Raw genomic sequence first — 15,055 nt, 5'->3', positions numbered from 1 at the left:
ATGAGCGATACCCTGAACCGTGTGGCCCAGGTGCTGGAGGACCGCAAGGGTGCGGACGCCGACAGCTCCTATGTCGCCAGCCTGTACCACAAGGGCCTGAACAAGATTCTGGAAAAACTCGGCGAAGAATCCGTCGAGACCATCATCGCCGCCAAGGATGCCGAGATCAGCGGCGATTACAGCGATGTCATCTATGAGACCGCTGACTTGTGGTTCCATAGCCTGGTCATGCTCGCCCAACTGGGGCAGCACCCACAGGCCGTGCTGGATGAACTGGACCGTCGCTTCGGCTTGTCCGGGCACGCCGAAAAGGCCTCGCGCCCGTCCGCCTGAATAACTTTCTGACTGAGGAATTGCAGCATGGGCATTTTTGACTGGAAACACTGGATCGTCATTCTCGTGGTGGTCGTCCTGGTGTTCGGTACCAAGAAACTGAAGAACCTGGGCACTGATGTCGGCGAATCCATCAAGGGCTTTCGCAAGGCCATGAACGACGACGAAAAACCGGCCGATACCGGCGCCACCCCGGTTCCACCGGCGCAGCCTGTACACCCGCAGGCGGCACAGCCGATCACCGAGCGTCGCACCTTCGACGTACAGGCCGAGAAAGTCGAAGAGCCGTCCCGCAAAGACTCGTGAGCACTGACTAATGTTTGGTATCAGCTTCTCTGAACTGCTGCTCGTCGGCCTCGTTGCCCTGCTGGTGCTGGGGCCTGAACGCCTGCCCGGCGCCGCGCGCACGGCTGGCCTGTGGGTCGGGCGCCTGAAACGCAGTTTCAACGCCATCAAACAGGAAGTTGAACGGGAAATCGGCGCCGACGAAATTCGCCGGCAACTGCACAACGAACACATTCTGTCCCTGGAGCAGGAAGCGCGCAAAATCCTCGCGCCCCAGCAACAGGCGCCGACACCGGTTGAACCGGTGGCCGAGCAGAGCATTGCGCCGGTGGCCGAGACGGCCCCGATCGCCACGCCCGCTCCCCCAGCAGAGCCTGCGCCGACGCCTACCGCGTCGCCCGCTCCCCACGACCCTACATTGCCGCCGCGAGCCCCATGAGCGCTGATAAACCGGAAAACGACCAGCATATGCCGCTGGTCTCGCACCTCACCGAGTTGCGCACCCGCCTGCTGCGGTGTGTCGCGGCGATCTTCGTGATCTTTGCCGGGCTGTTTGCCTTTACCCAGCAGATCTACACCTTCGTCTCGACGCCGCTGCGCGAGTACCTGCCGGTGGGCGCGACGATGATCGCCACCGACGTGTCCTCGCCGTTCCTCACGCCGCTCAAGTTGACGATGATGGTGTCGCTGTTCTTGGCGATCCCGGTGATCCTGCACCAGATCTGGGGCTTTATCGCACCGGGCCTGTACAAGCATGAAAAACGCATCGCGGTGCCGCTGTTGGTGTCGAGCATCATGCTGTTCTACACCGGCATGGCGTTCGCCTACTTCCTGGTGTTCCCGCTGATCTTCAAGTTCTTCGCCGCCGCTACCCCGGCCGGTGTGGAAATGATGACCGACATCACCAGTTACCTCGACTTCGTGATGACGCTGTTCTTCGCCTTCGGCGTGGCCTTCGAGATCCCGGTAGCGGTGGTGCTGCTGGTGTGGATCGGCGTGGTCGACGTGAAGTACCTGCGCAAGATTCGCCCGTACGTGATCATCGGCTGCTTCGTGGTCGGCATGATCCTGACCCCACCGGATATCTTCTCGCAAACCTTGCTAGCCGTGCCGATGTGGATGCTGTTTGAAATTGGCATCTTGTTTGGCAGCCTGATAAGCAAGCGCGGCGAACACCCGGATGACCAACCCGCCGATGACGACCAGCCGCCAGCGACCCAACCGTGAACCTGCTGCTGCTTGAAGATGCCGACTTTATCGCGCCCGACCGGGTCGTGCTGCGTGACCGGCGCCTGGTGCACATGCAAGAAGTGCATCGCGCCGCGGTCGGCGACAGCCTGCGCGTGGGGCGCATTGGCGGCTTGATGGGCAATGCACAGTTGCTGCGCCTGGAAGCGGGCGAGGCCGAGCTGCAAATCAGCCTCGACCAGCCGCCACCGGCCAAGTTGCCACTGACCCTGCTGCTGGCCCTGCCACGCCCGAAAATGCTCCGTCGGGTGTTGCAGACCGTAGCGTCCATGGGTGTGCCACGGGTAGTGCTGGTCAACAGTTATCGGGTCGAAAAAAGTTTCTGGCAGACCCCGTTCCTGGAGCCCGAAGCCATCCGCGAGCAACTGATCCTCGGCCTGGAACAGGCGCGGGATACGGTGCTGCCCGAGATCGTCATCGAAAAACGCTTCAAGCCCTTCGTTGAAGACCGCCTGCCGGCCCTGGCCCAGGACACCCTAGGCCTGGTCGGGCATCCCGGCGATTACCCGGCCTGCCCACGCGGCCTGGATGAACCGGTGACCCTGGCCATCGGCCCCGAAGGTGGCTGGATTCCCTATGAAGTGGACTTGCTGGCCAAGGCCGGCTTGCAGCCGGTGCAACTGGGCGCGCGGATCCTGCGCGTAGAAACTGCCGTGACCGCCCTGCTCGCCCGCCTCTTCTAACCCCGCCCCTCCAAACACCACGGGGCTTTGTGCCGCTACAGAATCCCGCTCGCATGCCGATACCCTCAGGATAAGTCCAAGCCTTGTTCAGGGGAGTTCACCGCATGTACCGTTGGCTAGCTGAAAAACTGGGGAATGTGAGCGTCAATCGCAAGCTGAGCGTGGGCTTTGGCCTGGTCTTGGTCCTCACGCTGCTGATCACCTTCACCGGCTGGACGGGCCTGAGTGGCGTGATCAGCCGTGGCGATAAACTGGGTTTTATTTCCAGCCTCAACGAACTCACCAAAGACCTGCGCCAGGCCCGGCTGGACTATGAAATGCGCCGTGGCGAACAAGGCCCGGGGCTGGTCAACGAGCTGATGGATAAACTCGACAGCGGCCTGAAGACCGCGCGCAGCCAGATCGAGCAACCGGCCGATGTCGCCATCATCGATGAGCAGTTGGCCGCCGTCGCCAAGTATCGACAGGCCTTTGGCGCCATGGTCCAGGCCGGTGCCCACCGCGAAGATGCACGCAGCAAGCTTGGCGCTACCGCCGACAACGCCGTCGGGCGCGTCGCGGAAATCGAAAAAGTCCTGCTGCAAGGTGACAGCGTCCCCCAGTTCAACAGCGCGGTCGAACTGAGCAAGCTGATCCAGCAGGCGCGTTTCCAGGTGCGCGGCTATACCTACAGCGCCAAGGTCGAAGCTGAGCAACCGGCGCTGGATGCCATTGCCAACGCCCTGAAGAGCGCCGACAGCCTGCGCAGCCAACTGCCGGATCAATACAGCGCCAACCTGCAGGAGGCCAGCGACTCCCTCAAGGCCTACCTCGCCGCCGTCAGTCAGTTTCGCGATTCCCAGGTGGCCAGCGCCGCGGCCCTCAAGGCCATGGCCGAGCAAGGTGACCTGCTGTTCGAGCGCAGCAAAAAGCTCACCGCCTCCCAAACCATCATCCGCGACGCCGACGCCGCACAGGCCAAGTTCCTGTTGATGCTGGCCACCGCCTTGGCGCTGGTCTTTGGCATGGTGGCGGCCTGGGCGATTACCCGGCAGATCGTGATTCCACTGAGCCAGACCCTCAAGGTCGCCGAGCGCGTCGCCGCCGGTGACCTGACCCATGATCTGGTTTCGCAACGCCAGGACGAACTGGGCCAACTGCAACGCGCCATGCAAAGCATGACCATGGGCCTGCGCGACCTGATCGGCGGGATCAGCGACGGCGTGACGCAAATTGCCAGCGCCGCCGAAGAGTTGTCGGCGGTTACCGAGCAGACCAGCGCCGGGGTCAACAGCCAGAAGGTGGAGACCGACCAGGTCGCCACCGCGATGAACGAAATGGCCGCCACCGTGCAGGAAGTGGCGCGCAATGCCGAGGAGGCCTCGGAAGCCGCCGTCGCCGCCGACCAACAAGCCCGCGAAGGCGACAGGGTGGTCGGCGAAGCCATCGCCCAGATCGAGCGCCTGGCCGGCGAAGTCGGCAATTCCACCGAGGCCATGGGCCATCTCAAGCGCGAAAGCGACAAGATCGGCAGCGTGCTGGACGTGATCAAGTCCGTGGCCCAGCAAACCAACCTGCTGGCACTCAACGCCGCCATTGAAGCGGCACGCGCCGGGGAAGCCGGCCGTGGCTTCGCGGTGGTGGCCGATGAGGTGCGCAGCCTGGCGCAGCGCACGCAAAAATCCACCGAAGAGATCGAAGAGCTGATCGTCGGCCTGCAAAGCGGCACCCAGCAGGTGGCGACCATCATGGACAACAGCCGTGGCCTCACCGACAGCAGCGTCGAGCTGACCCGTCGCGCCGGCAATGCCCTGGGGAACATCACCCGCACGGTCTCGGCCATCCAGGCGATGAACCAGCAGATCGCCACCGCCGCCGAGCAACAGAGCGCCGTGGCCGAAGAGATCAACCGCAGCGTGCTGAACGTACGCGATGTGTCCGAGCAGACCGCAGCAGCCAGCGAAGAGACTGCCGCCTCCAGTACCGAACTGGCGCGCCTGGGCACCCATCTGCAATCACTGGTCGGCCGCTTCCGGGTCTGACCCCTGCCCTTCGCGGCGATCCGTCCGGGTCGCCGCGCGCAGCTTGTGAAATTTCCTACACGTTTTTCAGGCCATGATCGGTACACCTGGCGCCTACGCCGACTAGCGTTCAAATGGATTCAATGTGTCCGCGCCCGTCGGCGCCCCGGCACGTCGAACGCCTTTGTTCACTTGCCGGAGGTTGGCCATGCTTCGTCGAATGACTCAACTGCTGGGTAACACCAGCGTCACCCTCAAACTGGTCCTGGGTTTTGCCTTGGTGCTGGCCCTGAGCCTTGTAATCGCCCTGACTGGCTGGCAGTCCCTCGCCGCCTCGCTCTACCGCTCACAAACCCTGACCGTGCTCGCGCAACTGGCAGTGACCGGTGAACAAGTGCGGGCCGACCGCATCGTGTACCGCACCCTGGACAACGCAACCAGCCTCAATAAATTGAGCGTCTCCATCGACAAGGTCGACGGGTACATGAGCGAGCTGTCAAACCGTCTCAAGGCGCCAAAAGCCCTGCAATACCTGCAGAGCATGGCCAGTATTTCAGGCAAGTTCAAAACCACGCTCAAGGATGTGCCATCACTGGTCAAGCAGCGGGAAACTGCCCGCGAACAGCTGAAACAGAGCTCCATCCGTACCAGCGACAGCCTGGCGCAACTGGCCAGCGACCTGCCCGACCAGGACGACGAAAAAGCCCTCGATGCCATCGAAGCCCTGCGCCTGGCCATTGAACAAGCCGAAGACCGCGCCCTGACCCCGGCCTGGGCGGCCAGCAGCCTGGATACCTATGCCCAGGCCGTCAGCGACGCCGAGCGCAGCCTCGAACTCGCCCAGGCGGCCGTGGAGAAACTGCCCGTGGACAGCAGCGCATTGAAAAATGCCGTGCTCAGCCTGCGCACCCATCTGGCACGCCTGCGCGATACCCAGCTCACCACCGAAACGGCGCAAAACGAGTTGGAGCAGCAGCTGGATCAACTGCTGGTACAGAGTGACCTGTTGAGCCAGGACCAGACCCAGCGCCGCAATCGGGAAGCCGAACAGGCCCGCACCCAGACGCTCGCCATTACCGCTGCGGCTGTGCTCTTTGGCGCCCTGGCCGCCTGGATAATCGCCGGGCAGATCGTCAAGCCACTGCGCAGGGCCCTGGCCGTGGCCAATCGCATTGCCGACGGCGACCTCAGCCACGATGTGCAGACCCGGCGCCGCGATGAGCTGGGCCAGTTGCAATGCAGCATGGCGCAAATGACCCTGAACCTGCGGGGGCTGATTAGCAGCATCAGCGACAATGCCCGGCAGATCGCCAGCGCCGCCGAGGAGTTGTCGGCCGTCACCGAGCAAACCCGGGCGGGCGTGAATAATCAGCGTGACGAAACCGAGCAGGTGGCGACCGCCATGAACCAGATGCTCGCCACCGCCCAGGAAGTCGCGCGGCATGCCGAACAGGCCTCGATTGCCGCCGGCCAGGCCAATCAGCAGACCGAACTGGGCGACCAGGTGGTGACGGATGCGGTGGCGCACATTGAACACCTGGCCCACGAGATGGCGCGCTCCAGCCAGGCGATGCTGGGCCTGCAACGGGAAAGCCAGAAGATCGGCAGCGTGCTGGAGGTGATCAAGTCGGTGTCCCAGCAGACCAACCTGCTGGCGCTCAATGCGGCGATCGAGGCCGCACGCGCAGGTGAAGCCGGCCAGGGATTTGCCGTGGTGGCCGACGAAGTACGCAGCCTTGCCCAGCGCACCCAACAGTCCGCCGAGGAAATCGAAGAACTGATCGGCGGGTTGCACAGCGGCACGCAACAGGTCGCCGACATCATGGACAACAGCCGCGCCCTGACCGACCGCAGCGTCGGCCTGACGCGCAATGCCGGCGACGCCCTGACGGAAATCGCGCGCACTGTGCTGGTCATCCAGGAAATGAACCCACAGATCGCCGCCGCCGCCGAACAGCAAAGTGCGGTGGCCGAGGAGATCAATCGCAGCGTGTTGAAGGTCAGGGATGTTTCGGAGCAAACCGCCGCTGCCAGCGAACAGACGGCGGCGGCGAGTATTGAATTGGCACGGCTGGGCACGAATCTTCAGCAGTGCGTAGGCAAGTTCAAGGTATGAACCTGCCCCCGTGGGTTACAGAACCTGGCGCAGGAACGCCTGTGCCCGTGGGTCCTTCGGTGCATCGAAGAACTGCGCGGGTGCAGCGTCTTCCAACAGTTTGCCGTGATCGAAGAACAGCACCCGGTCTGCCACTTCACGGGCAAAGCCCATTTCGTGGGTCACGCAGACCATGGTCATGCCTTCCAGGGCCAGGGTCTTCATGACGTCCAGCACTTCGCCGACCATTTCCGGGTCCAGTGCCGAGGTGGGCTCGTCAAACAACATGACCTTGGGCTCCATGGCCAGCGCCCGGGCAATCGCCACGCGCTGTTGCTGGCCACCCGAGAGCCGCGAGGGGAACTCGTTGGCTTTTTGGGCGATGCCGACCTTTTCCAGCAATGCCAGGGCCTTGGCCTCGCGCTCCTTCTTGCCGCGCTTGCGCACGACTTTCTGCGCCAGGCACAGGTTTTCCAGCACGGTCATGTGCGGGAACAGGTTGAAATGCTGGAACACCATGCCGACTTCCCGGCGATAGGCGTTCACGTCGGTCTTGGGGTCGGCCAGTTGCAGACCATCAATGCTCACCGAGCCCGAATCGAACTCTTCCAGGCCGTTGAGGCAGCGCAGGAACGTCGATTTGCCGGAGCCGGACGGGCCGATCACCACCAGCACCTCGCCCTTGGCCACTTGGGTGGTGACGTGATCCACCGCGCGCACCACGTGCCCACGGGTGTCGAAGACTTTTACCAGATCGCGCACTTCAATCACTTTGGGCGAGCCTCCGCTCAAGCCGGCTGGCCATTTTCGACAGCGGCAGGTTGATCAGCAGGTACAGGCCTGCGACACAGAACAGGATTTCAAACGGCGAGAACGAGGTGGTGATGACCTCGCGACCGCTCTTGAGCAGCTCGGTAATGGCGATCACCGACACCAACGAGGTGTCCTTGACCAGGCTGATAAATTGCCCGGCCAACGGCGGCAGCACGCGCTTGAAGGCCTGCGGCAGCACCACATGGCGCATCGACTGGCTGGCGCTCAAGCCCAGGGAGCGGGCAGCTTCGCCTTGGCCACGGGCAATCGACTGCACGCCGGCACGCACGATTTCGGCCACGTAGGCGCCGGTAAACAGCGACAGCGCGGCGATGCCGGCGAACTCGCGCGACAGGTTCAGCACCGTGCCGATGAAGAAGTAGAAAATGAAGATCTGTACCAATAGCGGCGTACCGCGTACCAGTTCGACATAGATCGTCGACAGATCGCGCAAGGTCGGATTATTCGACAAACGACACAGGCCGGTTGCCAGGCCGATGAACAAGCCCAATACCCCCGAGACCAGCGACAGCCACAGGGTGGTCCACAACCCCCACATCAACGGCCCCAGCGCCCAGTGCCGGGTCACGCCGATCACGTCGCCCTCGGCCACATCGTCGCCACGGGCCACTTGCAGGCTGTTTTCGGCCACCGTCAGGTGCTGTTCGGCGCCGGCGTCGTTGCGCAGGGTGACTTGCGCCACGTCGCCCTTGCGCACCAACTCGACCACCGTGGAAATATCCGCCGCCCGCTTGGACTCTTCAGCCTGGTAGGCGAAGTATTGCGGCACGCGGTTCCAGCGCCATTCGTAGGACATCAGCGAGGTGGCGTAGTACAACGCGCCGGCCATGCCGACCAGCACCAGCACGGTCAGCAGGTGCCAGGACCATTGGGCTTTTTTCTGTTTCATTGCGGGTTCCGGGATGTGTATCGGCTGTCAGGCCGCCATCGCGGGCAAGCCCGCTCCCACACTGGAATACATTCCAAATGTGGGAGCGGGCTTGCCCGCGATGGGCGCGACGCGGTTTCTAGCTTATTCCATGTCCTTGAGCCACTCGGAGCTCTTGAACCACTTGTCATGGATGCGATCGTAGGTGCCGTCGTTGCGGATCTGGTGCAGGAAGTTATTGATGAAGTTGATGCTGTCGTAGTCGCCCTTCTTCAAACCGAATGCCAACGGCTCGTAGGTGAAGGGTTCTTCGAGGTACACCAGCTTGCCATTGCCGACTTTTTTCTCGGCAACCACGTTGTACGGCGCGTCGTAGACAAAGGCGTCGGCCTTGCCGTTGACCACGTCGAGCACACCTTCCTGCTCGTTGTCGTAGCCGTGGTACTTGGCCTTGGAGATCAGCTTCTTGGCCACCATCTCACCCGTAGTGCCGAGTTTGGAGGTCAGGCGGTACTTCTCGTCATTCAGGTCTTTGTAGGACTTGATGGTGCCTTCCAGTTCCTTGCGGATCAGCAGGGTCTGGCCAACCACGATGAAGGGTTCGCTGAAGTTCAGGCGCAGGTTGCGTTCCTGGGTCAGGGTCATGCCGCTGCCGATCATGTCGAACTTGCCGGTGAGGAAGGCTGGGATGATGCCGTCGTAACCGGTGGAGACCAGTTCCAGCTTGACCCCCATGGACTTGGCCATCGCCTTGAGCAGGTCGACTTCAAAACCAATGATTTCGCCACGCTTGTTGGTCATCTCAAACGGCATGTAGGTCGGATCCATGCCGACTTTCAAGGTGCCGCGCTTGACCGCTTCGTCAATCGCACCGGCCTGGGCCGTATTGACTGCCAGCAGGGCCGTAACGCCGAGCATCAGCATCGAAAGATACTTTTTCATCACCAAGTCCCCTGACTCATTTTATTTTGATGCAGGCCTTCACAGGGCTGCACTATTTCTTCGGGGAGCGATGCTAACCCACTCGCCCACCGGCACAAAGGTCTAGCCGGGATTTGTTGGCGGATATGACAGAAAAACCCCACAAAACCCCGGAGAAAAGCGCAGTTAGACGGCTTGACCTGACGGGTAAGCCCCCAGGAGTTATGTAAGCAGTTGTGACCATCATTCGATCTCCGACAACCAGTCCGTGTCCCGAAACCACTTGTCATGCAGCCGATCGTAGGTGCCGTCCTGGGCTATCTGATTAAGGAAGTGATTGATCCAGTTCAGGCTATCGTAATCGCCCTTTGGCAATCCAAACGCCAGGGGTTCGTAGGTGAAGGGCTGCTCCAGGGCCAGCAGTTCGCGGTTTTGCGGCTTGGCCAGGGCAATCAGGTTATAGGGTGCATCATGGATAAAGGCATCAACCCTCCCGTCGACCAACTGGCGCACGCCTTCCTCCGCCGTGGCAAAGCTGCGCAATTGCGCAGCCCCCAGGAAGCGCCGCGCCGCCGCTTCGCCGGTGGTGCCGTCTGCGGCAGCAATCCGATAGCCGGCTTCGTTCAGGTCTTCAATGCTGCTGACTTTGCCGGCCAGGCGCGGGTGCAGCAGTACGGTCTGGCCAACGATGATGAACGAGTCGCTGAAGTTGAGCTTGAGGTTGCGCTCCTGGGTTACGGTCATACCGCTACCGATCATGTCGAAGCGGCCGCCGAGCAGGCCCGGGATCAGCTCGGTATAGGCCACCGGGACCCATTCCAGCGCCACCCCCAGGGCATTGCTCATTTCTTCGAGCAGGTCAGCTTCAAAGCCGATGACACGCCCCTGCTTGTCGGTCATTTCAAAGGGCACGTAGTTGGGGTCGGTCCCCACTTTCAAGACCCCGCGCCGCACGGCCTCATCAATGGCGCCCGCGTGCGCCATCTGTACCTGTAGCAACGCGACAATACCCAGCAGTATCGACCAGTAACCCTTGATCATGAAAAGCCCCTTTTTCATTAAGCAGCCGCGTACCGTGCGTTGCGGGTCTAGCGCAAGCCACAGGCGGTCGAGTCAGATTTGGGGGGCGATCCTAACCCACTGGCAGGCACGGCAATACGCCTTGAACCAGGGTCTTTTGTATCGAAGTTAGAAGGCTAAGGCAGAAGCGAAAAACGCTGTAGGAAGGGCGTTTCAAGCGCCCCCGAGACGAATCCCGGGGGCGTCTGAATCAGGCTGGCTGAGCCTGGGATGACAGCGGCTTGAGCGGTAGCAACGGCGCATGCGGGTCGGCCTTGACCGATTCGCGCCAGGCGCCAAGCCATTCGGCATGCCCCTCGCTCCAGACTTGCTCATGCAGGCGCCCCAGGGCCACCGGGTCGCTGAGCAAGGCCACGCGTTCGTTGTTGCTCAGGCCCGCGGGGCCGACTTTCAGGGCATGTCGCACGCGATCGGCGCGCAGCCACTCAATCGGCTCCGCATGGCCATGGCGGGAGGTCGCCAGGGCACAGGCCAGGGCGTTCTGCTGCGGATCGACCACTGCCCGGATAAAACCGTCATTCAGTGCATGCCAACGGTTTTCGTGGGTGTAGCGGTCGGTCGACAGCAGCGCCTGCGGCGGATTGTATTCCTCGGGGATCAGGAACAGGCTTTCGTCGCGCGACTTGAGGCCCAGATTGACCCGGCTGGAGATCACCGAGACCGGGATCGACAACATCAGCGAACCGACAATCGGCACCAGCCACCACAGGAAGCTTGGGTTCAACCACACCACCAGCAGCGCCCAGAAGAAGCCCAGCAAGGTCTGCGGGCCGTGGCGCTTGACTGCCTCGCTCCATGGCGTGGAGTCATCGTCACGTTGCGGCGAGTTCCAGGTCGCAGCCCAGCCGAGGAACGCGGCGAGCACGAAGCGGGTGTGGAAAATCATCCGCACCGGCGCCAGCAGCATGGAGAACAGCATCTCCAGCAGCATCGACAAGGTCACCTTGAACTTGCCACCGAACTCTTTCGCGCCCTTGGCCCAGATCAGGATGATGCTCAGCAATTTAGGCAGGAACAGCAGCACGATGGTGGTGGAGAACAGGGCCACCGCCTTGTCCGGATGCCATTGCGGCCACAGCGGGTACAACTGGCGCGGCGCCATGAAGTACTGCGGCTCCATCAGTGTGTTGACCGCCAGCAGGGCCGTGGACAGCACCAGGAACAGGAACCACAACGGCGCCGACAGGTACGACATCACGCCGGTGAGGAACACCGCACGGTGTACCGGGTGCATGCCCTTGACCAGGAACAGGCGGAAGTTCATCAGGTTACCGTGGCACCAGCGACGGTCACGCTTGAGTTCGTCCAGCAGGTTGGGCGGCAGTTCTTCGTAGCTGCCCGGCAAGTCGTAGGCAATCCACACGCCCCAGCCGGCACGGCGCATCAGCGCAGCTTCAACGAAGTCGTGGGAAAGAATCGAACCGGCGAACGCACCTTTGCCGGGCAACGGCGCCAGGGCGCAGTGCTCGATAAACGGCTTCATGCGGATGATCGCGTTGTGGCCCCAGTAGTGGGATTCGCCCAACTGCCAGAAGTGCAGGCCCGCGGTGAACAGCGGGCCGTAGACGCGGGTGGCGAACTGCTGCATGCGCGCATACAGGGTGTCCATGCCCGAGGCACGTGGCGCGGTCTGGATGATCCCGGCGTCCGGCGTGGCTTCCATCAGGCGCACCAGGCTGGTCAGGCATTCGCCGCTCATCACGCTGTCGGCGTCGAGGACCACCATGTACTTGTAGTCACCGCCCCAGCGACGGCAGAAGTCGTCAAGGTTGCCGCTCTTGCGTTTGACGCGACGACGACGGCGGCGATAGAAAATCTTGCCAAAGCCACCGGCCTCGCGGCAGACGTCGAGCCAGGCTTGCTGTTCGGCGATGCAGATGTCGGCGTCGTTACTGTCGCTGAGCACAAAGAAGTCGAAACGATCCAGATCGCCAGTGGCAGCGACCGACTCGAAGGTCGCGCGCAGGCCGGCAAACACCCGGGGCACGTCTTCGTTGCAGATCGGCATGACCAGCGCGGTACGGGCCTCTTTCGGGATTGGCTCGTCGCCGGCACTTTTCCCGGAGATCCGGTACTTGTCGTGACCGGTAAGCAACTCAAGGAAGCCCATCAGCGCAGTCCAGAAACCCGCCGAAACCCAGCAGAACAGGATGCCGAACATGATCAGGATGCTGGTTTGCAGGGCGTAGGGCAGGACCTGGGTGGCAGTTTGCAGCAGGGTCTGGTTGCGCACCTCGTCAAAGTCGACGAAGGACCAGCCCTGGTACGGCATGATGCCTTTCATGTACCAGCCGGCCACGATCGTCTGGCCGAGCATCAGCACCAGCAGGATATAGCGGCGGATCGAACCGACCGTGCGCCAGCGCGCAGCCGGCAGCACGCGCTCGTCTTTGGGCGGCGCAGGCGGGTTGCTACGGCCGGTCAGCCGGCGCCAGCCACGCACCAGGATATTGGTGCGCCAAGGCTCGGGCACCACTTTGGTACGCCGGATCGGCGGCGTGGCCTTGAGGCAAACCCGACCGCTGGCGTCGAGCACCAGCATTTCGGCTTCCTCTAGCTCCTCGGCCGTGTTGAGGGTCAGCCTTCGGCCAACCGAGGCCTGCGCCGCGTCCACCGGGGCGTCAAAGGTCGACGACGACAGGCGCTCGTGCAGTTCGGAGAAGGACTTGCAGCCCGCCAGTTCGGCGCGCTGCTCGTCGGTCATCGGAAGATGCGCCAGGTACTCGGCAAGAGTCTCTGGCTGGACTTGGGAGTTACTCATCGGCAGGCAACTGATTGCTCCAGGTTTCGGTCAGGACTTGTTCTGTCTTGACTGGCTCCGGGGTGGCTGGGGCAGCTTCTGGCTGCTTGTCTTGCTTGTCCTTGGCGTCTTTCTTGGCGTGTTTCTCGTGTTGCTTGGCCAGGACTTTGTCAGCCTTCAGGACTTGGGTGGAAACCTGCTCTGGCTCAGGCTTGACGATGTCCTGGACCAGGGCCGCACGCATTTCGGTCGGTTTGCCTGCATCCTTGATCTTCAAGCGCAGGGTCAGGCGCCAGCCTTTGGTGTGCGGGTTGTAGCGCACGCTGTTTTCCACGACTTCGCCGTTTTCACCGACGCTGACCTGGCTGCGCACTGCCGCATCTGGCTTCAGGGCCTTGAGGGACGGGCCCTCGAAGTCCACCAGATAGGCCACGCTGCCGTCTGGCTGGCGGATCAGGTTGGACTGTTTCACATCACCAGTAGAACGCAGGGTCTGCTTGACCCAGGCACTGTCCGGCGAGTGGAACGGTGCATCGTTGAGAGTCCAGTGCAGGCGGTAGGCGATATCCAGCGGCTCGCCGGGCTTGGGCAGTTCGGCCGGGCTCCAGAAGGCAACGATGTTGTCGTTGGTCTCATCGGCAGTCGGGATCTCTACCAAATCGACGGAGCCCTTGCCCCAGTCGCCTTCAGGCTCGATCCAGGCGCTTGGGCGCTTGTCGTAGTTGTCGTCGAGGTCTTCGTACTGGCTGAAGTTGCGACCACGCTGCAACAGGCCGAAACCACGCGGGTTTTCTACCGAGAAGTTGCTGACCGACAGGTGTTTTGGGTTGTTCAGCGGGCGCCAGATCCACTCGCCGTTGCCGGCGTGGATCGACAGGCCGCTGGAGTCGTGCAGTTCGCGACGGTAGTTGAGCACTTTGGACGGCTGGTTGGCGCCGAACAGGAACATGCTGGTCAACGGGGCAACGCCCAGCTTGCTGACCTTGTCGCGCAGGAACATCTGCGACTTGACGTCGACAATGGTGTCGGTGCCCGGGCGCAGGATCAGGCGATAGGCGCCGGTGGCCCGTGGCGAGTCCAACAGGGCAAAGATCACCAGGTGCTTGTCACCCGGTTTTGGACGCTCGATCCAGAATTCGGTGAACCGCGGGAACTCTTCGCCGGACGGCAGCGCGGTATCAATCGCCATGCCACGGGCGGACAGGCCGTAGACCTGGTCCTTGCCCACGACGCGGAAATAGCTGGCGCCGAGCATGGTCATGATTTCGTCTTGCTTGTCGTCCTTGTTGATCGGGTACAGCACGCGAAAGCCGGCATAACCCAGCTGGTCGGTGGCTTTTGGATCAAACTTGACGTCGCCGAAATCGAAACGAGTCGGGTCGTACTTGATTTCCTGGACGTCAGTCGCGGTGATTTCGTTGATCTTCACCGGCGTGTCGAAGTGCATGCCCTGGTGATAGAAGGACAGCTTGAACGGGGTTTTCTGATCGGCCCACTCGGCTTTTTCATTGCGGAAACGAATTTTCTGGTAGTCAGCGAACTTCATTTCGCGGAATTCGTTCGGCAGATTGCTGCGCGGGGCTTCGTATTTCTGCCCGGCCAGCTCTTTTGCCTTGGCCGACACATCGTCCAGACTGAATGCCCACAGTTGACCCGCGCCGAACAGGCAAAACAGGGCAGAGCCCGTCACCAGTGCGTTTCGTAACCGTTTGGCAGACAATTTTGGTGCATTACAGGGACTAACAATCACGAGCAACCCTCGCCGAAAACAGATCAAAAAACCAACGGCCAGCTATCTATATGCCAGGTTGGCGAGCATTGTTCCGACTCCGATGGGGCTAAATGATTCCCCACGGGCGAGCGGACAAGTCTCTACCTAAGTCAAAAATGGATCAATTTACGCTGATCCCCGTAGCGCGCGATTATCTAGTAGCCGGTGAGATAACGCAGCAGGGGCAGCGAAGTATT

The 15,055-nt window shown here is 61.9% G+C and carries 12 protein-coding genes and 2 pseudogenes; 8 read left to right on the top strand and 6 right to left on the bottom strand.

Annotation, left to right across the window (positions count from 1 at the left end; genetic code table 11):
* From ACO77H_RS01805 to ACO77H_RS01770, 8 genes and pseudogenes are all read left to right on the top strand, one after another.
* Nucleotides 1–333, top strand: coding sequence for a phosphoribosyl-ATP diphosphatase (locus ACO77H_RS01805; protein WP_029295998.1), 333 nt, complete (start codon nucleotides 1–3; stop codon nucleotides 331–333).
* A 27-nt stretch (nucleotides 334–360) separates the two neighbouring features.
* A complete protein-coding gene (locus tag ACO77H_RS01800) occupies nucleotides 361–639 on the top strand; it encodes a twin-arginine translocase TatA/TatE family subunit (RefSeq protein WP_170042383.1) in 279 nt (92 codons plus the stop codon).
* A gap of 10 nt (nucleotides 640–649) precedes the next feature.
* Nucleotides 650–1,057, top strand: a complete 408-nt coding sequence (tatB, locus tag ACO77H_RS01795) for a Sec-independent protein translocase protein TatB (RefSeq protein WP_169952420.1) — start codon at nucleotides 650–652, stop codon at nucleotides 1,055–1,057.
* Nucleotides 1,054–1,845, top strand: a complete 792-nt coding sequence (gene tatC, locus ACO77H_RS01790) for a twin-arginine translocase subunit TatC (RefSeq protein ID WP_170058129.1) — start codon at nucleotides 1,054–1,056, stop codon at nucleotides 1,843–1,845. Before tatB ends, tatC begins: the two co-directional genes overlap by 4 nt.
* The gene (locus tag ACO77H_RS01785) at nucleotides 1,842–2,549 is read left to right on the top strand and encodes a 16S rRNA (uracil(1498)-N(3))-methyltransferase (protein WP_432754925.1); all 708 of its coding nucleotides are present in this window, start codon (nucleotides 1,842–1,844) and stop codon (nucleotides 2,547–2,549) included. The genes tatC and ACO77H_RS01785 overlap by 4 nt, the downstream gene beginning before the upstream one ends.
* A gap of 104 nt (nucleotides 2,550–2,653) precedes the next feature.
* Nucleotides 2,654–3,667, top strand: a pseudogene (locus ACO77H_RS01780) (methyl-accepting chemotaxis protein); the annotation flags it as partial.
* Nucleotides 3,668–3,697: 30 nt separating this feature from the next.
* Entirely contained in the window at nucleotides 3,698–4,570 is an 873-nt protein-coding gene (locus ACO77H_RS01775; protein ID WP_407073435.1) for a methyl-accepting chemotaxis protein, read from the top strand.
* A 187-nt stretch (nucleotides 4,571–4,757) separates the two neighbouring features.
* Nucleotides 4,758–6,665 (top strand): methyl-accepting chemotaxis protein, encoded by a 1,908-nt coding sequence (locus tag ACO77H_RS01770; protein WP_432754924.1) that lies wholly within the window; start codon nucleotides 4,758–4,760, stop codon nucleotides 6,663–6,665.
* Between the two features lie 15 nt (nucleotides 6,666–6,680).
* On the opposite strand, the gene ACO77H_RS01765 is transcribed toward ACO77H_RS01770, so the two are convergent.
* The 6 genes and pseudogenes from ACO77H_RS01765 to ACO77H_RS01740 form a co-directional block, all read right to left on the bottom strand.
* Nucleotides 6,681–7,415: an amino acid ABC transporter ATP-binding protein gene (locus ACO77H_RS01765; protein ID WP_057437198.1), complete on the bottom strand. Its 735-nt coding sequence runs from the start codon at nucleotides 7,413–7,415 to the stop codon at nucleotides 6,681–6,683.
* Nucleotides 7,408–8,367, bottom strand: coding sequence for an amino acid ABC transporter permease (locus ACO77H_RS01760; RefSeq protein WP_169955674.1), 960 nt, complete (start codon nucleotides 8,365–8,367; stop codon nucleotides 7,408–7,410). Before ACO77H_RS01760 ends, ACO77H_RS01765 begins: the two co-directional genes overlap by 8 nt.
* 123 nt (nucleotides 8,368–8,490) lie before the next feature.
* Entirely contained in the window at nucleotides 8,491–9,288 is a 798-nt protein-coding gene (locus tag ACO77H_RS01755) for a transporter substrate-binding domain-containing protein (RefSeq protein WP_032862246.1), read from the bottom strand.
* A 222-nt stretch (nucleotides 9,289–9,510) separates the two neighbouring features.
* Nucleotides 9,511–10,308, bottom strand: a complete 798-nt coding sequence (locus ACO77H_RS01750) for a transporter substrate-binding domain-containing protein (protein ID WP_169955673.1) — start codon at nucleotides 10,306–10,308, stop codon at nucleotides 9,511–9,513.
* Nucleotides 10,309–10,463: 155 nt separating this feature from the next.
* A pseudogene (gene mdoH / locus ACO77H_RS01745) lies at nucleotides 10,464–13,108 on the bottom strand (glucans biosynthesis glucosyltransferase MdoH).
* The gene (locus tag ACO77H_RS01740) at nucleotides 13,101–14,837 is read right to left on the bottom strand and encodes a glucan biosynthesis protein G (RefSeq protein WP_346266507.1); all 1,737 of its coding nucleotides are present in this window, start codon (nucleotides 14,835–14,837) and stop codon (nucleotides 13,101–13,103) included. Before ACO77H_RS01740 ends, mdoH begins: the two are co-directional and overlap by 8 nt.
* Nucleotides 14,838–15,055 lie beyond the last annotated feature (218 nt).

Source organism: Pseudomonas sp. WMBT8 (genome assembly GCF_050916005.1).
Classification (GTDB): domain Bacteria; phylum Pseudomonadota; class Gammaproteobacteria; order Pseudomonadales; family Pseudomonadaceae; genus Aquipseudomonas.
Note: the sequence above shows the minus strand (reverse complement) of the source record. Positions and strands in the feature narration are given on the sequence as shown.